This window comes from Rhizobium sp. OAE497 (assembly GCF_040546565.1).
Lineage (GTDB): Bacteria > Pseudomonadota > Alphaproteobacteria > Rhizobiales > Rhizobiaceae > Rhizobium.
Genome location: NZ_JBEPOA010000001.1, coordinates 1931471 through 1951660, shown reverse-complemented (window position 1 = coordinate 1951660; position 20190 = coordinate 1931471). Strand labels below are relative to the sequence as shown.

20 protein-coding genes are annotated in these 20190 nt (G+C 62.8%); 10 read left to right on the top strand and 10 right to left on the bottom strand.

What is annotated here, in order from left to right; all coding sequences use genetic code 11:
* Window positions 1–95 precede the first annotated feature (95 nt).
* On the bottom strand, window positions 96–698 hold the full coding sequence (locus ABIE40_RS10130; protein ID WP_502944804.1) for an RBBP9/YdeN family alpha/beta hydrolase: 603 nt from the start codon (window positions 696–698) through the stop codon (window positions 96–98).
* A 117-nt stretch (window positions 699–815) separates the two neighbouring features.
* Between ABIE40_RS10130 and ABIE40_RS10125 the strand changes: the two genes are divergently transcribed.
* Together ABIE40_RS10125 and ABIE40_RS10120 are read left to right on the top strand one after the other, a co-directional pair.
* Window positions 816–1613, top strand: a complete 798-nt coding sequence (locus tag ABIE40_RS10125; RefSeq protein WP_199629562.1) for a DUF2189 domain-containing protein — start codon at window positions 816–818, stop codon at window positions 1611–1613.
* Window positions 1614–1688: 75 nt separating this feature from the next.
* The gene (locus ABIE40_RS10120; protein ID WP_199629563.1) at window positions 1689–2246 is read left to right on the top strand and encodes a low affinity iron permease family protein; all 558 of its coding nucleotides are present in this window, start codon (window positions 1689–1691) and stop codon (window positions 2244–2246) included.
* Window positions 2247–2276: 30 nt separating this feature from the next.
* On the opposite strand, the gene purB is transcribed toward ABIE40_RS10120, so the two are convergent.
* The 4 genes from purB to ABIE40_RS10100 all read right to left on the bottom strand — a co-directional run bounded on the left by purB (window position 2277) and on the right by ABIE40_RS10100 (window position 6000).
* A complete protein-coding gene (gene purB / locus ABIE40_RS10115) occupies window positions 2277–3578 on the bottom strand; it encodes an adenylosuccinate lyase (protein WP_199629564.1) in 1302 nt (433 codons plus the stop codon).
* A 65-nt stretch (window positions 3579–3643) separates the two neighbouring features.
* Window positions 3644–4129, bottom strand: a complete 486-nt coding sequence (locus ABIE40_RS10110) for a hypothetical protein (protein ID WP_199629565.1) — start codon at window positions 4127–4129, stop codon at window positions 3644–3646.
* Window positions 4130–4158: 29 nt separating this feature from the next.
* Complete coding sequence (rpe, locus tag ABIE40_RS10105; protein WP_199629566.1) at window positions 4159–4836, bottom strand: ribulose-phosphate 3-epimerase; 678 nt, start codon at window positions 4834–4836, stop codon at window positions 4159–4161.
* Between the two features lie 87 nt (window positions 4837–4923).
* Window positions 4924–6000 (bottom strand): branched-chain amino acid ABC transporter substrate-binding protein, encoded by a 1077-nt coding sequence (locus tag ABIE40_RS10100; RefSeq protein WP_199629567.1) that lies wholly within the window; start codon window positions 5998–6000, stop codon window positions 4924–4926.
* Window positions 6001–6171: 171 nt separating this feature from the next.
* Here ABIE40_RS10100 and ABIE40_RS10095 point away from each other — a divergent pair, with 171 nt between their 5' ends.
* From ABIE40_RS10095 to ABIE40_RS10065, 7 genes are read left to right on the top strand one after another with little or no spacing between them, the layout of a single operon-like run.
* On the top strand, window positions 6172–6666 hold the full coding sequence (locus tag ABIE40_RS10095; protein WP_112716435.1) for a flavin reductase: 495 nt from the start codon (window positions 6172–6174) through the stop codon (window positions 6664–6666).
* Window positions 6667–6687: 21 nt separating this feature from the next.
* Window positions 6688–7617 (top strand): AAA family ATPase, encoded by a 930-nt coding sequence (locus ABIE40_RS10090; protein ID WP_199629568.1) that lies wholly within the window; start codon window positions 6688–6690, stop codon window positions 7615–7617.
* Between the two features lie 3 nt (window positions 7618–7620).
* Window positions 7621–8883, top strand: coding sequence for a vWA domain-containing protein (locus ABIE40_RS10085; protein ID WP_199629569.1), 1263 nt, complete (start codon window positions 7621–7623; stop codon window positions 8881–8883).
* Complete coding sequence (locus ABIE40_RS10080; RefSeq protein ID WP_199629570.1) at window positions 8880–9209, top strand: XdhC family protein; 330 nt, start codon at window positions 8880–8882, stop codon at window positions 9207–9209. The genes ABIE40_RS10085 and ABIE40_RS10080 overlap by 4 nt, the downstream gene beginning before the upstream one ends.
* Window positions 9209–9916, top strand: a complete 708-nt coding sequence (locus tag ABIE40_RS10075; RefSeq protein WP_199629571.1) for an XdhC family protein — start codon at window positions 9209–9211, stop codon at window positions 9914–9916. Before ABIE40_RS10080 ends, ABIE40_RS10075 begins: the two co-directional genes overlap by 1 nt.
* Window positions 9913–11547 carry an NTP transferase domain-containing protein gene (locus tag ABIE40_RS10070; RefSeq protein WP_199629572.1) on the top strand — a complete coding sequence of 545 codons (1635 nt, stop codon included), beginning with the start codon at window positions 9913–9915 and terminating at the stop codon, window positions 11545–11547. The genes ABIE40_RS10075 and ABIE40_RS10070 overlap by 4 nt, the downstream gene beginning before the upstream one ends.
* Before the next feature lies 1 nt (window position 11548).
* A complete protein-coding gene (locus ABIE40_RS10065) occupies window positions 11549–11866 on the top strand; it encodes a TfoX/Sxy family protein (protein WP_112716423.1) in 318 nt (105 codons plus the stop codon).
* Here the strand turns inward: ABIE40_RS10065 and ABIE40_RS10060 are convergent, their stop codons facing one another.
* The 5 genes from ABIE40_RS10060 to ABIE40_RS10040 all read right to left on the bottom strand — a co-directional run bounded on the left by ABIE40_RS10060 (window position 11867) and on the right by ABIE40_RS10040 (window position 16647).
* On the bottom strand, window positions 11867–12289 hold the full coding sequence (locus ABIE40_RS10060; protein ID WP_199629573.1) for an NUDIX domain-containing protein: 423 nt from the start codon (window positions 12287–12289) through the stop codon (window positions 11867–11869).
* Between the two features lie 6 nt (window positions 12290–12295).
* Window positions 12296–13786 carry a DEAD/DEAH box helicase gene (locus tag ABIE40_RS10055; protein ID WP_112716419.1) on the bottom strand — a complete coding sequence of 497 codons (1491 nt, stop codon included), beginning with the start codon at window positions 13784–13786 and terminating at the stop codon, window positions 12296–12298.
* 157 nt (window positions 13787–13943) lie between these two features.
* Complete coding sequence (locus ABIE40_RS10050) at window positions 13944–15251, bottom strand: M23 family metallopeptidase (RefSeq protein WP_199629574.1); 1308 nt, start codon at window positions 15249–15251, stop codon at window positions 13944–13946.
* A gap of 101 nt (window positions 15252–15352) precedes the next feature.
* Window positions 15353–16177 (bottom strand): ferritin-like domain-containing protein, encoded by an 825-nt coding sequence (locus ABIE40_RS10045; protein WP_199629575.1) that lies wholly within the window; start codon window positions 16175–16177, stop codon window positions 15353–15355.
* Window positions 16174–16647: a peroxiredoxin gene (locus ABIE40_RS10040; RefSeq protein WP_199629576.1), complete on the bottom strand. Its 474-nt coding sequence runs from the start codon at window positions 16645–16647 to the stop codon at window positions 16174–16176. Before ABIE40_RS10040 ends, ABIE40_RS10045 begins: the two co-directional genes overlap by 4 nt.
* A 117-nt stretch (window positions 16648–16764) precedes the next feature.
* Here ABIE40_RS10040 and ABIE40_RS10035 point away from each other — a divergent pair, with 117 nt between their 5' ends.
* Window positions 16765–20166 carry a YhdP family protein gene (locus ABIE40_RS10035; RefSeq protein WP_199629577.1) on the top strand — a complete coding sequence of 1134 codons (3402 nt, stop codon included), beginning with the start codon at window positions 16765–16767 and terminating at the stop codon, window positions 20164–20166.
* Window positions 20167–20190: the final 24 nt, after the last annotated feature.

Below are 20190 nucleotides of genomic sequence, written 5' to 3'. Positions count from 1 at the left end.
TTCAATGCGCGCACTCGATCTGCTGATTGCGCGCATTATCCATGTCTTCGCTAAAATAACTATTAGACCCCAAATTTTAGAGGGGCGGCAGGGCTCTACGGCTTCAGCTTCGAGAGAAACTGGGCAAAGACCATCGTGCCTTCTGGCCAGGGACCGTGGCCGGACTCCGAATTGATATGGCCGGATTCGCCGGCGTCGATCAGCAGCGAGCCCCAGCTTGCGGCGATGTCATCGGCATGTTCGTAGGTGCCGAAGGGATCGTTGCGGCTGGCGACGGTGATCGCCGGGAAGGGCAGCGGATCGCGCGGATAGGGGCCGAAGGTCATCAGATGCTTCGGGCGGATATCCGGATTTGCGACATCGGGCGGTGCCACGAGGAAGGCGCCGGCAACCTTGTTCTTGAAATGCGGGATCGCGTGGATCGTCGAGGGAATGCCGAGCGAGTGGGCGACCAACACGACCGGGCGCGTCGAGGCGTTGACCTCCTCGGCGATGCGGGCGATCCAATCGTCGCGGACCGGCTTCGACCATTCTGCCTGCTCGACACGGCGCGCCGTGCTCAGCTTGGCTTCCCAGCGGGTCTGCCAGTGATCGGGACCGGAATTGGTGTAACCGGGGATGATGAGAATATCTGCGTCTGAGGCTTTCATGATGCCGCCGATGTGAGAAGGCTTGAACGTTCTGTCAAGGGAAAGCAGGACACGTGCGGTCAAATTTGTTATTCTTGGCCATTGCCGGTTGCGGATTTCGTGTCGGCCTGTTCAAAGCCGATGCTTTTTCCGCCGCCGGATGAACGGCTCACGGAGGAGAAAGCCATGACGGCATTTCATGTCATGACGGGAGCAGGCGAAGCCTACGCGCGTCCCGCCATCAACAAGATCAGCATTGACGATGTGTTCGACGCGCTCAAGCGCGGCTTGGACGATTTTCGCGAAAAGCCGTCTCACTATGTCTTCCTGTGTCTGATGTATCCGATTGCCGGCGTGTTCCTGGCGGTTGCGACATCGAGTGCCAATCTGCTTCCTATGATCTTTCCGTTGATCTCGGGCTTCGCGCTGATCGGCCCGATCGCAGCGATCGGCCTCTATGAGATCAGCAAGCGGCGCGAGATGGGCGAGGACACGTCCTGGCGGCATGCGTTCGACGTGCGCCATTCGCCGGCGCTTCCGTCGATCATTGCCGGCGGCCTGTTGCTGTTCGCCTTCTTCGTTGTCTGGCTGGTGGCAGCGCAGACGCTCTATACCAACCTCTTCGGCGACGTCTTCCCGCGGTCGATCGACACGTTCACCGCGCAGATCTTCGGCACGCCTGAGGGCATGCAGCTGATGATGTGGGGCAATCTGCTCGGCCTCGCTTTCGCAGTGATCGTGCTGGCGACGACGCTGGTGACGTTCCCGATGCTGCTTGACCGGGATGTCGGGCTTGTCGCGGCAATGAGCGCCTCGATCCGCGCCACGCTGACCAATCCCATCCCGGTACTTGTCTGGGGCTTCATCATCGCCGCCCTGCTGGTGATCGGCAGCATCCCGCTGTTTGCCGGCCTGGCGCTGGTGATGCCGATCCTCGGCCATGCGACCTGGCACCTCTATCGCAAGCTGATCGGACCGGCCTAAGCCTGTCAGCAAGCGTGCCGGAACTTTGCTGCCTCTCTCAGAGTTGTTTTGTCATGTCTTTGAGGGAGGCAACTCATGGAAGGTGCGAAGAAGCTTTTCGCGCATTTCGCAACGAAGGTGTCGGAGCTGGCAGGTGCGCCGGTCACCTTCGTTCTCGCTGTCATTTCCGTCCTGATATGGGCTTCACTCGGGCCAGTCTTCGATTATTCGGAGACGTGGCAGCTGGTGATCAATACCGGCACGACAATCGTCACCTTCCTGATGGTCTTTGTGCTGCAGAACGCGCAGACCCGTGATACCCGCGCCATTCAGGCCAAGCTCGATGAAATCATCCTGACCAGCCATGCCGAAAACCGCTTCATTGGCATCGAGAACCTCGATGAGGACGATCTGAAGCATCTGGACCGGCTGGTTGCGAAGGCAGCGAAGGGGCGGGCAAATCAGACCAATGGCGACGTGGCGCTGGCGGACGAGCCGAGGAAGCAGAAGGGCAACAAACGCGGCCGGGCGGCCGCCGAGCTGAAGATCAGCCAGGCGGCCGACAAGCCTGCGGCACCGCGTAAGGCCACTCCGCAGAAGGCGACAGCCGCGAAACCCAAGCCGCGCAAGCAGAAAACAAAAACGGCGCCCTGAGGCGCCGCTTCATTGTGTTGTGACCGGCAATCAGCCGAAGACGCGCTTGAAGATCGTGTCGACATGCTTGGTGTGGTAGCCAAGGTCGAACTTCTCGCGGATATCGGCTTCGGAGAGCGCGGCGCGCACTTCCTGGTCGGCCAGCAGTTCTTCGAGGAAGTCCTTGCCCTGTTCCCAGACCTTCATGGCGTTACGCTGCACGAGACGATAAGCGTCTTCGCGGGACACGCCGGCCTGGGTCAGTGCCAGGAGAACGCGCTGGGAGTGGACGAGACCGCGGAACTTGTTGAGGTTCTTTTCCATGTTCTCGGGATAGACGACCAGCTTCTCGACAACGCCGGCGAGGCGGTTCAGCGCGAAGTCGAGGGTGATCGTCGTATCCGGGCCGATGGCGCGCTCTACGCTCGAATGGCTGATATCGCGCTCATGCCAGAGGGCCACGTTTTCCATGGCCGGGACAACCGACATGCGCACGAGGCGCGACAGACCAGTCAGGTTTTCGGTCAGGACCGGGTTGCGCTTGTGCGGCATGGCCGACGAGCCCTTCTGGCCCGGCGAGAAGAATTCTTCGGCTTCCAGCACTTCGGTGCGCTGCATGTGGCGGAATTCGATGGCGATGTTCTCGATCGACGAGGCGATGACGCCGAGCGTGGCGAAGAACATGGCGTGACGGTCACGCGGGATGACCTGCGTGGAGACCGGCTCCGGGGTGAGGCCGAGCTTGGCGCAGACATGCTCTTCGACGCGCGGATCGATATTGGCGAAGGTGCCGACGGCACCGGAGATCGCGCCCGTTGCGATTTCGGCGCGGGCAGCGACCAGGCGGGCGCGGTTGCGGTCCATCTCGGCATAGAAGCGGGCAAGCGTCAGGCCCATCGTCGTCGGCTCGGCATGGATGCCGTGGCTGCGGCCGATGCGGACGGTGTCCTTGTGCTCGAAAGCGCGGGTCTTCAGCGCTGCGAGAACGCGATCGACGCCGGCAAGCAGGATATCTGCAGCGCGCACCAGCTGCACGTTGAGCGTCGTGTCGAGAACGTCGGACGAGGTCATGCCCTGGTGCACGAAGCGGCTGTCGGGGCCGACGAATTCGGCGAGATGGGTCAGGAAGGCGATGACGTCATGCTTGGTGACGGCTTCGATCTCGTCGATACGGGCGACGTCGAAGTTCGCGGCGCTGCCCTTTTCCCAGATGGTCTTGGCAGCTTCCTTCGGGATGACGCCGAGCTCGGCCAGTGCATCGCAGGCATAGGCTTCGATTTCGAACCAGATGCGGAACTTGGTTTCGGGCGACCAGATGGCGACCATCTCTGGGCGGGAGTAACGCGGGATCATGGCTCACTGCTTTCGTTGGGAGGTAAAACTTGCTGGCGCCCCTGTAGCAAAGACGCGCGGCAATCTCAACGCATGCGTTTCGCAAGCACCAAACTGGTTGCCAGCAGGCAGACGAGGCCGAAGGGCAGAAACAGGCGAACGCCGAGCACCGCAAACTGGTAGACGGCATTGGCGCCGGTGAAGATGAACTCGAAAATCCAGATGACGCTGCCGAAAGGCGCATGCCAGCGCGAATAGAAGATACGGTAGTCCATCGAGAACAGGAAGGCCGTCATGAGGATCGTGCCTGCGGTCAGGCAGGCAAAGAAGGCGGCAAAGCGTGTCTCGACCGGGCGCTGCCAAGCGAAGAAGCGGGCGAGCGGCAGCATGAAGGGCCAGGCGAACAGGCCGCCGAAGAAATAAAGCAGTGCGAGTTCAGCCAGGTGGCTGGTTTCGAAGCGGTTTCGGGCATAGAGCGCCGCCATTGCCGACGCCGTCATCATCAGGGCCCAGAGGAGGGCGCCTGCGAAGAAATCGGCGGCGGGCGGTTTGGCGGCGCGCAAGCGTTCCATCGTCAGAGCGAACCCCGGACGGACCGCGATCATGCGCGGCCGGCTTCGGCAGCGCGGCGCAGGCCGTCGATCTCGGCGCGGTAGCCTTCCAGCGATCCCGCCTTGAAGATCGCCGATCCCGCGACGAGGACGTTGGCGCCGGCGTTGCCGACGATTGGGGCGGTTTCGAGCGTAACACCGCCATCGACCTGCAGTTCGATCGGCCTGTCACCGATCAGCGACTTGGCGGCAGCGATCTTGCCGGCCATGGCCGGAATGAATTTCTGGCCGCCAAAACCGGGATTGACCGACATGATGAGGATGAGGTCGATATCATCCAGCACGTTCTCGATGACGGAGAGCGGCGTTGCCGGGTTAAGGGTGACGCCGACCTTCTTGCCGAGATTGCGGACGGTCTGCAGCGAACGGTGCAGGTGCGGGCCGGATTCGGCGTGAACGGTGATGCGGTCGCAGCCGGCCTTGGCGAAGGCCTCAAGATAGGCGTCGACCGGCGAGATCATCAGATGGCAGTCGAAGGTCGCATCCGTATAGGAGCGGACGGACTTGATGACATCGGGGCCGAAGGAGATGTTCGGGACGAAATGGCCGTCCATGACGTCGAGATGGATCCAGTCGGCGCCGGCCGCGGTCACGTCACGGACTTCCTGGCCGAGCTTGGCGAAGTCGGCAGCGAGGACGGAGGGGGCGATGCGGATCGGCAGCGTCATGTGGAACTCTCTCTCGTTAAGATGCTCGCCGCGGATTTAGCAGTGTGCGGCGCAACGGGCAACTGATCGCAGCGCGATGACGAAGCCTCACTCCGAGGCCGCACCGAGGATCTGGAAGGCGCCGTTGCGCCATTCCTGCAGGCGGTAGGGGTTGTCCGTCAGTTCGTGATTGGCGCCGAAGGTGACGGGGCCGATCGGGGTCATGAAATTCGTGCCGGTCAGGACATCGGCAAGCGGCTTGCCGTTTGCTGCCGTTACCGCCTGTTGGGCGATCGCCGCGGCTGCGGCGGCGGGAAGCACGTAGCCTTCCGGCTCGATGCCTTCAGCGCGCATTGCCTGCACGGTATCGCGGGCTTCCGGCTGGTTCGCATATTCCGCGATTGCGACGGCACGCACGCCATCTGCCAGTGCCAGCGGCTGATTGGCGGCGCGCATCGCATCGCCGCCGAGAATATCGAGCGGGATCTTTTCTGCTGCCGCATCGCGGGCGATGATCGCGACGTCGGAGCGGTCGCCGCCGACGAAGACCTTGGTGGCGCCGGCGCGCTTCAGCCGGCGAACAAGGGCGATCTGCTGTTCCTGGCCCGGCCGGTAGGTGTCGGTGAAGGCAGGCTTCAGCCCGTTCTGCTCCAGCGCGTTGCGGACGGCTTCGGTCAGTTCGCGGCCATGGATGGTGCCGTCCTCGATGAGCGCGATCGGGGCTGCTGCCCAGTCGCGGAGGATGACCTCGATGATCTTGGCGGCCTCGGCGCCATCAGGCGGGCCAAGGCGGAAGAGCGGCCATCCGTTCTTCAGCGAATCCTCCATCAGGATGCGCGAGCGGACAGAGACGGTGATTGCCGGGATATTGGCGTCCTTCAGCTTCGGCAGGGCGCCTTCGAGCGTCTCGCTGCAGAGGAAGCCGATGGCGATCTGGACCTTGGCACTGATGAGCTGGTCGGCGAGCGCTCCGCCGCTGTTTTCCTCGCAGCTCTCGTTGATCGCGACGAAGGTATTGCCGTCCCTGGTGATCTGAAAATTGGCGCCGGCGAAGACCTGGGTGCCGAGCTGCTGCAGGCTGCCGCCCTGTGGGGCGACGACGCCGATCGTCACGCCGGCTGCATGGCCCGCCGACGCCGCCACCAGCAGCATCGAAACAGCAGCTATGCCACGCAGAATATTCATAAAAGTCGCCGGCTCCTGACCTTCTTCATGCCCTTTTATCCGGCGATTGGTAATCGTCAAAGAAAAACAGCGGAATAGGCAGCATTTCGTCGCGTTCATTGTAGAAAAGGTAACCGATGACCGCCATATTAGCGGAAGAACAACAAGCGGCGAGGCCGCGGGAGATACCTTTTGTTGAGCAGACAGCCGATCGATCCCAAGCTTTATCGTGATGCCATGAGCCGTTTCGGCGGCCACGTGCAGCTCGTGACGACGGCGCTTGGCGATCAGGTGCGGGGCGTGACGATCACCGCCGCCTGCTCGGTCTCCGACAGCCCGGCCTGCGTGCTGGTCTGCCTCAACAATTCCAACCCGAAGAACGAGATCTTCTTCCGCAGCGGCATCTTCGCTCTGAATACGCTCGGCGCCCATCACCAGGGGCTGGCCGATGCGTTTTCCGGCCGGACGCAGCTCAGCAACGAAGAGCGGTTCGCGACCGGCAAGTTCGAGAAGCTGGTAACCGGTGCGCCGGTGCTTTCCGACAGCCTGGCCTCCTTCGATTGCCGCGTCATGGAAATCAAGGAGATGTCGACGCATCACGTCATCTTCGGGGAGGTCGTCGGCGTCCGCTTCGACGAAACAAAACCGGCGCTCCTCTATATGAACCGCGACTATCACACGCTATAACTTCTCCAAAAGGGAGGAGACATGGCTGATCAGACCGCGCCGCTTCTGCCGCAGTCGATCGACGAGACGATCGTGCTGCTCGGCGGGCAGGACTATCTTGCGGGCCGGGCGCTCGGCACCGTGCTTTTCCTGGCATTGAAGATGAAGCGGCCCCTGTTTCTCGAGGGTGAGGCGGGCGTCGGCAAGACCGAGATCGCCAAGGTTCTGTCAAAGGCGCTCGGGCGCCCGCTGATCCGGCTGCAATGTTACGAAGGGCTCGATGTCGCCTCCGCCGTCTACGAGTGGAACTACCCGGCACAGATGCTGGAAATCCGGCTGGCTGAGGCATCGGGTCTGACGGACCGCGGAAGGATCGAATCCGACATCTTTTCCGAGCGCTATCTCATCCGCCGTCCGGTGCTGCAGGCTTTGGCCTCCGAAAATGGCCGTGCCCCGGTTTTCCTTATCGACGAGCTCGACCGTACCGACGAGGCCTTCGAAGCCTTCCTGCTCGAAGTGCTCTCGGACTTTCAGGTGACTATTCCCGAGCTCGGGACGATCAAGGCCGCCGAGCCGCCGATCGTCATCATCACCACCAACCGGACGCGCGAGGTGCATGACGCGCTGAAGCGGCGGTGCCTCTATCATTGGGTCGATTATCCGCAGGCGCAGCAGGAGCTGGAGATCATCCGCCGCAAGGTGCCCCACTGCAACGAGGCGCTGTCGCGCGAAATCGTCGCTTATGTGCAGCGCCTGAGGACGCTTGATCTCTTCAAGAACCCCGGTGTGGCCGAGACGATCGATTGGGCGACGGCGCTGACCGAGCTCGACCGGCTGGCACTCGATCCCGAGACCATTTCCGACACGATTGGCACGCTCCTGAAATATCAGGACGACATCGCCCGCATCCAGGGCGGCGAGGGTGCGCGCGTGCTGAAGGACGTGCAGGACGAATTGCGGGCAGCGGGATAGGCGATGCAGGGCGGAAAGGCAGAGGATGGTATCGTCGTTCCGCCGCTTCCGCTGGGTGACGGCCGGTTTGCCGATAATATCGTTTTTTTCGGACGGACACTGCGCAAGGCCGGACTGAAGGTTGGCCCCGCGGCGATCGCCGACGCCATCGAGGCCGTCGAAGCCATCGGTATGGGATCGCGCGACGAGTTTCATGCGGCGCTTTCGGCTGTTTTCGTCAAGCGGCACGAGGATGCTGTCGTCTTCGATGAGGCATTCCGGCTCTTTTGGCGCTCCCGAAATCTCGTCGAGAAGATGATCGCGATGATGTCGCCGCGGGCGCCGGATACGCGGGAGAAGGAAAAGCAGAAGCCCGGCGAGACGCGCGCCAGCGATGCGTTGCTCGGCGACCGCCGCCCCGACAAGCCGCCGCGTGAAGAGCCCGATATCGAGATCGACGCCCGTTTCACGACCTCGGGCAACGAGATCATCCGGCGCATGGATTTCGCGCAGATGTCGGCGGCGGAGATGGCGCTCGCCAAGAAGGAGCTGTCGCGGCTGCAGCTGCCGCTCGATCGTGTCACCACCAGGAGGTTCAAGCCATCGCATCGCCACGCGACGGTCGATCCCCGTGCAACGATGCGTGCCGCACTTCGCACCGGCGGGTCGCTGATCCTGCCGCGCTACCGCGAGCGCAAGGAGATCCAGCCGCCCTTGGTGGTGCTTGCCGATATCTCGGGCTCGATGAGCCAGTACACGCGGATCTTCCTGCATTTTCTGCATGTGCTGACGGAGCGGCGGCGACGGGTCAGCACCTTTCTGTTCGGGACGCGACTCACCAACGTGACGCGGCAGATGCGCAACAAGGATCCGGATCAGGCGCTGGACGAATGCGCGGCTGCCGTCAACGACTGGTCGGGCGGAACGCGGATCGGGGAAACGCTGCACGAGTTCAACCGCCTCTGGGGGCGCCGCGTCCTGGGTCAGGGCGCGGTGGTGCTGCTGATTACCGATGGGCTCGAGCGCGAGGGCGTCGAACAGCTTTCGGCCGAAATGGACCGGCTGCACCGCTCCTGCCGGCGGCTGATCTGGCTCAACCCGCTGCTGCGCTTCGATGGATTCGAGCCGCGGGCGCGCGGCGTTCGCGCGATGCTGCCGCATGTTGACGAATTCCGGCCGGTTCACAATCTATCTTCCTTGAGCGACCTTGCTGCGGCGCTCGGTTCCGGACGCGCCGGTACCTACGAACCGCGGCGCTATCTGGAGCGATTGAGAGGCCCGGCATGAGCGAAACGTCTATCGGCCTCGATCCGCTGGTGACGGCGGAAGCCTGGAGGAAGAGCGGCCGCGATGTGGCGATCGCGACCGTCATCGAGACATGGGGTTCGGCGCCGCGCCCGGCGGGCAGCCATCTGGTGATCGATGCCGACGGCAATTTCGACGGCTCGGTTTCCGGCGGCTGCGTCGAAGGCGCGGTCATCACCGAAGCACTCGATGTCATCGGCAGCGGCGAGGCGAAGATGCTGGAATTCGGCGTTGCCGACGAGACGGCCTGGCGTGTCGGGCTTTCCTGCGGCGGGCGCATCCGCGTCTATGTGGAAAGGCTCGGCTGATGGAGCTTGCGACGCTCGAGAGGCTGAATGCCTGCCGGCAGGCGCGGATCGCGGCCGTCCTGGTCACGGATCTCGGTGGTGGCCGGGCGAGCGTCGTTGCGGAAGGTGATCAGATCGATGGGGCGCTTGGCGAGGCGGTGGCTACGGCCTTTCGCTCCGGGCGCTCCGGTGTGATCGAGGCTGATGGCGGGCGCTACTTCCTCAATGTCCATCTGCCACCGGCCGCCATCGTCATCATCGGTGCGGTCCATATCAGCCAGGTGCTTGCGCAGATGGCGGCGCTTGCAGGCTTTGACGTCAGGATCATCGATCCCAGGACGGCCTTCGCGACGCCGGAGCGTTTTGCCGGGATCGATCTGACTGCGGATTGGCCGGTCGACGTCTTGAAAGACAAGCCGCTCGACGCCTATACGGCGCTGGTCGCGGTGACGCACGATCCGAAGATCGACGATTTCCCGATTGCCGAGGCGCTGCGCCGCAGCTGTTTCTATGTCGGGGCGCTCGGTAGCCGGAAGACCCATGCGTCGCGTCTCGATCGGCTGAAGGCCGAGGGCTTTGCGGATGAGGCGCTCGGACGGATCAACGGGCCGATCGGGCTCCATATTGGCGCCGCCAGCCCAGCGGAGATCGCGGTTGCCATTCTGGCGCAGATCATCGAGGCGTTGCGCTCACGCGATGTCGTGTCGCCGAAGGGTGACATGCGATGAAGTTCGGCGAATTTCCGGTGGCCGATGCTGAAGGGCTGATGCTCGCACATGCGGTGAAATTGCCGGAGCGGACCTTGCACAAGGGCCACCGCGTGTCGCCCGCGGATATCGAGGCGCTCAACAGCGCCGGCATCGCCAGCGTCACCGCAGCGCGGATCGAAGACGGGGATCTTAGCGAAGACGAGGCTGCTCGCCAGCTCGCCGCAGCGATTGCGCCGGATCATCTGCGCTTCTCCGAGGCTGCAACGGGGCGGGTGAATGTCTATGCGGCGGCCGACGGCCTCTTCGTCGCCGACCGCGATGTCGTCGATCGCGTCAACCGCATCGATCCGGCGATCACGCTTGCCTGTCTCGCCGACCATGCACGCGTGAGGGCGGGCGACATGGTGGCGACGTTCAAGATCATTCCGCTGGCTGTGCCGGGCCGCAAGGTGGAGGCAGCGTGCGAGGCTTTGAGGGCGGCCGTGGCTTTCGAGGTCAAGCCCTTTGCTGAATATGCGGTGTCGCTTGTCGCCACGGAGCTGCCATCGTTGAAGCCTGCGGTGATGGACAAGACGGCGCGCATTCTGGCGCATCGGCTTGCGGCATCCGGCAATCGGCTGGTCCGCGAGCGGCGCGTGGCGCACCGGCGGGATGCCGTTGCCGTTGCCATCGGTGAGGCTATGAGCGCCGCCGATCGCCTTCCGAAGCTTGTGATCGTCTTTGGGGCCTCGGCCGTGATCGACGAGGACGATGTGATCCCGGCGGCGATCCGGCAGGCGGGCGGCGAGATCCTCAGCGTCGGCATGCCGGTCGATCCCGGCAACCTGATGGTGCTCGGGCGGATCGGCGAGACCTATGTCGTAGGGGCGCCCGGCTGCGCGCGGAGCCCGAAAGAAAACGGTTTTGACTGGGTTCTGGATCGCATCCTGGCAGGCGAGAATCCCAATGCGCGCGATCTGACGGGCATGGGCGTCGGAGGACTGCTTATGGAAATCGAGACACGGCCACGCCCACGCGACAGCACCGAGGAGCGTCACCTACCGGTGACTGTCGCGACAGTCATCCTGGCTGCCGGCAAAGCCACCCGGATGGGCGAGGGCGGTGCGCACAAGCTGCTGGCCGAATTCGATGGCAAGCCGCTGGTGCGCCGCGCTGCCGAAACTGCGCTCTCTGCCGACGCGGCATCGGTCATCGTCGTGACCGGTCACCGGCGGGGCGAGATCGAGGCTGCGCTCTCCGGATTGGATGTCACGGCAGTCGAGAATCCGGATTATGCATCCGGCATGGCAAGCTCGCTCATCTCCGGATTTTCGGCCTCGTCCGCGCGTGATGCGGATGGCGTTCTCGTCATGCTCGCCGATATGCCAGGCGTGACGTCCGCCGATCTCGACGCGCTGATCGCGGCCTTCCGTGCGGCTTCCGGGCGGGCGATCGTCCGTGCCGTCTCTCGCGGCAAACGCGGCAACCCGGTCATTCTTCCGCGATCGCTCGGCGATGCCGTGATGCGGCTTGAAGGCGATGTCGGGGCGCGGCATATCATCGAGACATCGGGGCTGCCGGTGATCGATATCGATATCGGCGATGCTGCGCACCTGGACGTGGATACGCCTGAGGCCGTTCTGGCGGCCGGTGGCATTTTGAGGGGATAGAATGGATACGGCGGCGATCGAGGAAATGTTTCAGGGGCTCGGCCCTGTTACCATCAAGCGGATGTTCGGCGGCAAGGGGATCTATCACCTTGGCCGGATTGTCGCGATCGAGCTGCGCGATGAAATGCTCCTGAAGGCCGACGAGAAGAGCGCGCCGGAATTTGCCGATGCCGGCGCCATCCAATGGTCGTACGAGGGCAAGAAGGGCAATCCGGTGAAGATGCCCTACTGGTCAATCCCCGAGAATGCCTATGACGATCCGGATGAAATGGCGAAATGGGTCAGGCTTGCCTATGAGGCAGCGCTGCGGGCGGAATGATCAGGAGAGCGCTGCGTAGGGAAGCAGCGCAATTGCGGCTGCGGCAAATTCCGACAAAGGCTGCGGCAACTCGCCCAAGCCGAACCAGCCGAAAGCGGTGAGCTTGTCCGGCTCGGTCAGCTGAGGTTCGCCCTCGAAGCTTTCCGCCAGATAGAGGAGTGAAATCCAGTGCTGCTTGTCGGCGGCGCTCAGGACTTCCGATGGTCCAAGAAGCCTGACCTTGCCGATCGCAAGGCCGGTTTCTTCTTCCGCCTCACGGCGCGCGGCGTCTGCCGCCTTCTCCATGAAGTCGACCTTGCCGCCCGGAATGCTCCAGTGGCCCGGTTCCGGCGGCTTGACGCGCTTGTAGAGCAGAATTTTTCCGTCACGCACAATCACCAGGCCTACACCGAGGCCTGGGAAGTCGATGCCCGGTTTTCCCATAAGGGATCAGGCCTTGGCGCCGGCTGCAATCAGCATGAAAGCCGGGATGTCGTCACCGAAACCGACCGGAGTCGGGCCGTCATCGTGATCGCGATAGCGGCGGCGATCGCGGGAGTCGTCGTTTGCCGGGTAAGGGCGTGCGTGGCGCGCGTTGTTCTGCTGCTTGTTTTCTGCTTTGCGCTCTTGCTTCACGCTTTCGACCTTTGCTGGTGCTGCTGCTTCAACGACTTCGGCGGCATTATCTTCCGCGGCGATATCAGATTTATGACCACGGCGATCCTTGCCGCGGCCACGATCCCTGTCACGATCACGGCCGTTGCGGCGAGGACGATCGCTTTCCTTGCTTTCCTCTGCAGGAGGCAGGGCGTTGAGATCGCCGTTCAGCCACTCGACCTTTTCGCCGATCAGCTTTTCGATCGCATCGGAAAACTTCGTATCGCGCTTGGTGACCAGCGTGAACGCGGCACCGGTGCGGCCCGCACGGCCGGTACGACCGATGCGGTGGACATAGTCTTCCGAATGGATCGGTACGTCGAAGTTGAAAACGTGGCTCACGTCAGGAATGTCGAGGCCACGAGCAGCCACGTCGGAGGCTACCAGAAGCTGGAGCTGGCCGTCGCGGAAATTCTGCAGCATTGTCGTGCGCGAACGCTGATCCATGTCGCCGTGCAGCGCGCCGACGGAGAAGCCATGGCGTTCCAGCGAACGGAAGAGATCAGCGACATCCTTCTTGCGGTTGCAGAAGATGATCGCGTTTTTCAGGTCTTCCTGGGCGCGGATGAGATCACGCAGGGTAGCGCGCTTTTCGTAGTCCTTGCCATGGGTGGCAACGAAGCGCTGGGTAATGGTCTTGGAAGCCGATGCCGGCTTTGCGACTTCGACACGTTCCGGGTTCTGCAGGAAGCGGTCCGCGAGCTTCTGGATTTCCGGCGGCATGGTGGCCGAGAAGAACAGCGTCTGGCGCGTGAACGGGATCAGCTTGGCGATGCGCTCGATATCCGGGATGAAGCCCATGTCGAGCATGCGGTCGGCTTCGTCGATGACGAAGATTTCGACGGCAGACATCAGGAGCTTTCCACGCTCGAAATGGTCGAGCAGGCGGCCGGGCGTGCAGATCAGAACGTCTGCGCCACGCTCAAGCTTGCGGTCCTGGTCTTCGAAGGACACGCCGCCGATCAGCAGGGCCACGTTGAGGCGGTGGTTCTTGCCGTACTTTTCGAAGTTTTCTGCAACCTGGGCCGCGAGTTCTCGCGTCGGCTCCAGGATCAGCGTACGGGGCATGCGAGCGCGGGCGCGGCCTTTTTCCAGCAGCGACAACATTGGCAGAACGAAGGACGCCGTCTTGCCCGTACCCGTCTGCGCGATGCCGCAAATATCGCGGCGCTGCAGGGCAAACGGGATCGCGCCCGCCTGAATAGGGGTTGGGGTCGTGTAGCCGGCGTCGGTAACGGCGGAAAGCACTTTTTGGCTCAGGCCAAGATCAGCAAATGTCGTCAAAGGGAAAACTATTTCCGTTCAGGTTCGGCCGAACTCTGGCTGAGTCGGCGGGATTGCATGCCGCAATGCAGCGCGACATATTCCCAAACGGCTTGCAAGTCAAGGAATACGGGCCTTGCAGCCCTTGCACAGGTAAAGCTGTGGTTACTGCGTTTGGTTATTTTATATAGGTCGCGAGTTTCAACCCTGCATTCATGAAATACATCGGATCAACGGCCCGGCCGTTCTGGCGTACTTCGTAGTGCAGATGCGTGCCCGTCGAGCGGCCCGTGCTGCCGGCAAGGCCGATGACATCGCCGCGATCGACGGTATCGCCAACCTTCACCAGAATTTGCGACATGTGGCCGTAGCGGGTGGAAATGCCGTTACCGTGGTCGACCTCGACCATGTTGCCGTAGCCGCCGGTCCAGCCGGCATTGATGACCTTGCCGGGCGCGGTCGGGCGGACCTTTTCGCCGGGTGCGAAGCGGAAATCGATGCCGGAATGCAGGGCAAGCCGGCCCAGGAACGGGTCACGGCGGTTGCCGAAGGGGCTGGTAATGTCCTTGCCGATGCCGGGATTGCGGAAGGGCAGGGATTCGGCGGTATTGCGAACGGCCTCGAGGCGCGTCAGCGCCGTATCGAGCTGTGCCAGCGAATTGTTGAAATCGTCGTCGCTCTCGGGCTCGACATAGGGTCCGCCGACGGCGCTGTCGTCATCGGCCTTTGCCGTCTGCTGCGGCACCTGAATGCTGAAGCGGTTCAGGACGGTCGAAATGGCATCGGCGGCGTCGCCTGCATCTGCCGTCAGCTGATCGACCCGCGAACGCTGGTCTTCCTCGACGCCTTTCAGCGACAGCGTCACCTTGGAAAACAGACGGTCGGCGCGATCACCCACGGTTTCAGGGGCGGGAACATAAGCGAGCGTGGTATTGTCGGGCGTCGCATCGGCCGGTTCGCTATTGCCGGTCAACAGCTTGTTGATGGCGTCCGCGCCGCCGGAGATCGAGGCGCGCTTGTCCTTGGCATCGGGAGCGAAGGATTGCGCGGCAGGCGCCGGTTCTTCCTTGCCTGTCAGGCCGGAGCTTTCCGCGCGGTCGAGCAGCGAGCCGAGCTTGCCGTGGCGCGAGGTCAGCGCCATCTGCTGTTCCATCAGCTTGTCGACCTTGTCCTCGACGACCTGCTGGTCAAGCAGCTGGCGGGAGGTGACGCGGTCGACCTGGGCGCGGAGCGCGGCAATGCGGTCTTCATAATCATGCTGCATGCGGGCCTGGCGGGCCATGGTGGCGCCGATCAGGTCGTCTCGGAGCACAAGATAGGAAGTGGCAAGGAGATAGCCGATGGCAAAGACGCCGATGAAGCAGAAGGCGAGGGCCGCCATCCAGGGCTTGACCGTCATGTGACGGACCTTGTCGCCACTGGCGAGAATGAGGATATGTTCCTGTGAACGCTTGCCGAATACGCGCTGGTGCTGTGCATGCGTCACGGAGAATCTCCCAATTGATGCGCCCGTGCCTCGATTGGATTGATTACACACCGTTAAGGTTAATAAATTGCTTCTTTCGTTAATGTGAATGCACGCAATGGTTACGCATTGCTTGTCGATGTCAATGATCGGTAGAAGGATGGCGTGAGACCGGCTTCGGCGCGTGCGAGGTCATTAAAGGGCGGTTTCAGCGGGCCGCGGAAGTTGGCACGCACCAGCTCCCTAAAGGTCTGGGCGGGATCGCGGCGCTCGCGGGCGCAGAGAAAGCGGAACCATTTGGCGCCAATCGCCACATGGCCTTTCTCGTCATTGTAAATCACGTCGAGCACGGCAGCGCTGTCGAGATCGCCGGTCTCGCGCATCTTCGCCTGCAGCGATGGCGTTACGTCAAGTCCGCGGGCTTCGAGGATGAGCGGGACGACGGCAAGCCGCGCCGTAAGGTCGTTGCGGGTCGAGTGCGCCGCCTGCCAGAGACCGTCATGGGCGGGCATGTCGCCATAATCGGCGCCGAGATCGCGCAGGCGGTCGCGGACCATGCGGAAATGCTTGGCCTCCTCGAAAGCCACCTGCATCCAGCCGTCGAAGAAGGAGTTCGGTACCGGCTCGGTGGCGAAGCGGGCGACGATGTCGAGCGCGAGATCGACGGCATTGAGCTCGATATGGGCGATTGCATGCAGCAGCGCGATGCGGCCGTGGACGGTATGCAGTGAGCGCTTCTGAACTTGAGTCGGCGGCACGAGCGCCGGTTTTTCAGGGCGGCCGGGCCGCTCCGGAAGTGCGGTATCGAGCGGCGAGCGCAGCGATATCTTGCGGGCGAACCAGCGGGTGGCGGCTTCCTGGGCGAGCGCCGTCTTGCGATCGAGATCGGCTGAGCGGATGGCGTCGATCGCGCCACCTCTCAGCGATGTCATCTGCAAAGCGGTCATGCCGCGAGGTCCAGCACGGCCTTCAGAACGGCTTCGGCATGGCCTGGAACCTTGACCTTCTGCCAGATGGTGGCGATCGTGCCGTCGGCGCGGATCAGGAAGGTCGTGCGCTCGACGCCCATATAGGTGCGGCCGTACATGCTCTTCTGTTTCCAGACGCCATAGGCTTGCAGCACGGTCTTTTCCTCATCCGATGCGAGCGCGACGGCAAGGTTATGTTTCTTAATGAAACGGTCGTGGCATTTGACCGAATCAGGCGACATGCCGACGAGCGCCGCGCCTGCCTTTTCAAACTCGGCGGCGAGCTCGGTGAAGCCGATCGATTCGGCCGTGCAGCCTGCCGTGTCATCCTTGGGATAGAAGAACAGAACCAGAGGCTTGCCTTTGAATTCCGTCAGCGATACGCGGCCGCCGCCATCACGCGGGAGGTTGAAGTCCGGGGCTTCGGCGCCGATACCGATATCCGCCATGTGGAAACCTTTCTTTTGCCGGGTTTATGAGTGACACTGAAACTGGCCGATATATATTGGGCGAGTATCCGGCGAGCTAGACCGGAAAATAAGAATTCAAGGAGTTACCCAAGGCGTATGTCGGCCATCCGCGGCGAAAAGGTTACGTTTCGCAAGAAAGACATCGTCGCTTTGCATGAACTCCCCTCGGCGCAAGCCGAGGATCCGATGATCGTGCATTGCCCGCCGCCGCGCTCGCGGCTGCGGCGCACCGCCGGCTGGACCGGCGCCTGCTTCGCTCTCCTCTTCATCATCATTGCCGCGATCGTCGGCGTGATCGAAAGCGGCATGATCGATACGGCGCTGTCGAAGCAGGCGCAGATGGCGCTGAACAACGCGATGGGGCCGCGCTACAAGGCCGAAGTCGGCTCGACGGTGGTGCGCTTCACCTCCGGCCTGCGGCTGGCGCTGGAGGCCCGCAACGTCAACCTGATCGATCAGCAGAGCGGCGAACATCTGTCGACGGTCGAAGCGATGCGCATGGCGCTCGATCCGCTGGCGCTGTTCCGCGGGCGGATCGCCATCACCGATGTCGAGGCGGAGGATATCGCGCTCGATACGGCGCTGCTTCCTGCCGGCAATCCCATCAAGCTCGACAATCTTCGCGTCGACGAAGTGCCCCAAGCGCTCGAATCGGCATTCTCGCATCTCGACCTGTTCGACAGTTTCGCGCAGCGCGGCGGTACGGACAGCGTTCGCATCTCGGGAATCAACGTCAAGCTGGCGGATACGGCGAACGGACCGGTGTCGCTCGTCATCGACGATCTCGTCTTTGCCCGGCCGACCGATCATTCGCTGCAGTTGACCGGCGAAATCGCCATCAACGGCCAGCCGGCGACGCTCGACGTTCAAGCGGAAAGGCTGGGCGACAAGACCCAGCGCTTCACCGCCAAGCTCAGCCATGCCGACCTGACGCCGTTTGCCATCAAGCGAAACGTGCTGGGTGAGATCCGCCAGGGCATCAACGCTTTCGCCGACATCAACATTTCGGCTGTCAGGGACGGCGAGGGCACCGATCCGTCTTTGACGACCGGCGTGACGCTGGCGCCGGGGCTGATCTATGTCGATGGCGACCAGCAGCAGTTGAGTGGCGGCCAGATCAATCTGAACTACGATTTCAAGAAGGAAACGATCGAGATAGCCCGGTCGCAGGGGCAATTCGGCGCGACAACCGTCCCCTTCAACGGCGGCCTGATCGACCTCGACCGGCTGGATCCGACAGCCGGCAAGGGCTTCGGCATCGATCTCCTGGTCAGCGGCGGCAGCGCCTCTCCCGTCGGATCCGGCGAGCAGCCGGTGCCGTTCGATATCCAGACAAGCGGCCGCTTCATGGTCGCGACCAAGGAGCTGCAGTTCCCCGGTATCACGGTATCGACACCGCTCGGACAGCTCTATGGGTCGCTGCATGCGAAATTCGGCGACGTCTCGCCGGAGATCAGCTTCGTCGGCCAGTCGCAGCAATTGCAGACGGCGGCGATCAAGCAGCTCTGGCCGTTCTGGATGGCGCCGAAGGCCCGTGACTGGGTGCTGAAGAACCTGTTCGGCGGCACGGTCTCCGACGCCTCGATTTCCGTTTTCATTCCCTTCGGGCGTCTCGACGAGGCCGTCGGCAAGGGGCTGAAGCTCGACGAGAACCAGATCAAGATCGCCTTCGATATTGCCAATGCCCGGATGAATGTCGCCGGCGAAATTCCGCCGATCCGCGATACTTCGGCGCATTTCGACCTGAAGGGGCCGCGGGCGACGATCTCGATCAAGAGCGGCACGTCGTTCTTTGCCTCTGGGCGTTCGGTCAATCTCGGTGCTGGCAGCTTCGTGCTACCGTCGACCTATGACAAGCCGCTGATGGCGGAGATGCAGCTCGGCATATCGGGCTCAGCTGACGCCGTGGGTGAGCTTCTCACCTACAAGCCGATCCAGGTGCTGCAGCGCGCCGGTCTCGCGCCACAGGACCTGAGCGGCAAGATCAATGCCACCGTGCAGGCTCGCTTCGGGCTGGTCAGCGCACAGAATCCACCGCCGCCGGACTGGAAGGCTTCGATGCAGCTTTCCGGCGTCGATGTCGGCAAGCCGATCTCCGGGCGCAAGATCACCAATCTGGACGGGACGCTGAATGCCGATCCGAAGCAGGTGACGCTCGACGGCAAGGGGCAGATCGATGGCGTGCCGGCGGAGATTTCGCTGCTGGAACCGGTCGAGAAGAATTCGGGCATCACCCCGCAGCGCGTCATCACGGCGACTCTGACCAACGACCAGCGCGAAAAGCTGCTGCCGGGCCTGTCGGATATCATCGACGGCAGCATCAAGGTCGAGCTGACGCGGATCGACGAAGAGCGGCAGTCCGTCGATCTAGACCTGTCGCGCGCCGCCCTGCAGTTGCCCTGGGTCGGCTGGGCGAAAGGCAGCGGCATCCCGGCCGAGGCGACGTTCGAGGTCTCCGGTCCTGCAGAGAATACGCAGGTCAAGAATTTCAAGCTCAAGGGCGACGGCTTTGGCGCCAGCGGATCGCTGAACGTCGCGAAGGGCGGGCTGACATCGGCCGATTTCGATAGCGTCAAACTCTCATCGCTCGACGATTTCGCCATTTCGATCCGCCGCAGCAAGGGCGTTTTCGACGTTTCCGTCTCCGGCGATACGGCCGATGCACGGCCGATCCTGGCGCGGCTCAAAAACGGGCAGAACGGCAGCGGCGACGATGGCGGCAGCAACAGCAAGGGCGGTGATATCACCGTGCGCGCCAAGCTCGGCCAGATCGTCGGCTTCAACGACGAACGCGTGCGCGGCCTCGATGCGCTCTACATGATGCGCGACGGCGAATTGCAGGTGCTGAACCTCTCCGGTGTTACCGACAGCGGCGAGGCCGTCGTGACGCAGATGAAGGACGGGCGCGTGCTCAACATCACCACCGGTGACGCGGGATCGGTGTCGCGCTTTGCCGATTTCTACAAGCATATGCGCGGCGGTCTGCTCAACATGACGGTGCGTTTCGGCCCGCGCGGCTGGGACGGCTCGGCGGATGTGCGCCGCTTCCAGATCGTCAACGAAGACCGGCTTCGATCGATCGTGGCAACCCCCGTCGGCAAGGATCAGCGAAGCCTGAATGCCGCCGTCAAGCGCGAGATCGATACGTCGGCGCAGCGCTTCCAGCGCGGCTTTGCCCGTATCGTCTCGCAGGGCGGTACCGTCACCATCGAGAACGGCGTGGTGCGCGGCGAGCAGATCGGCGCGACCTTCCAGGGCGTGATCCGCGATGCCAAGGGCAATATGGACATGACCGGCACCTTCATGCCGGCTTACGGTCTAAACCGGCTATTTGCCGAACTGCCGGTCATCGGCATCATTCTCGGTAACGGTACCGACCGCGGCCTGATTGGCATCACCTTCAAGCTGACCGGCAAGTTCGACAAGCCGAACCTGCAGATCAACCCGCTGTCGATCATCGCGCCGGGCGTCTTCCGCAACATCTTCGAATTCCAATAAAAAAGCCGGCCCGCGGCCGGCTTC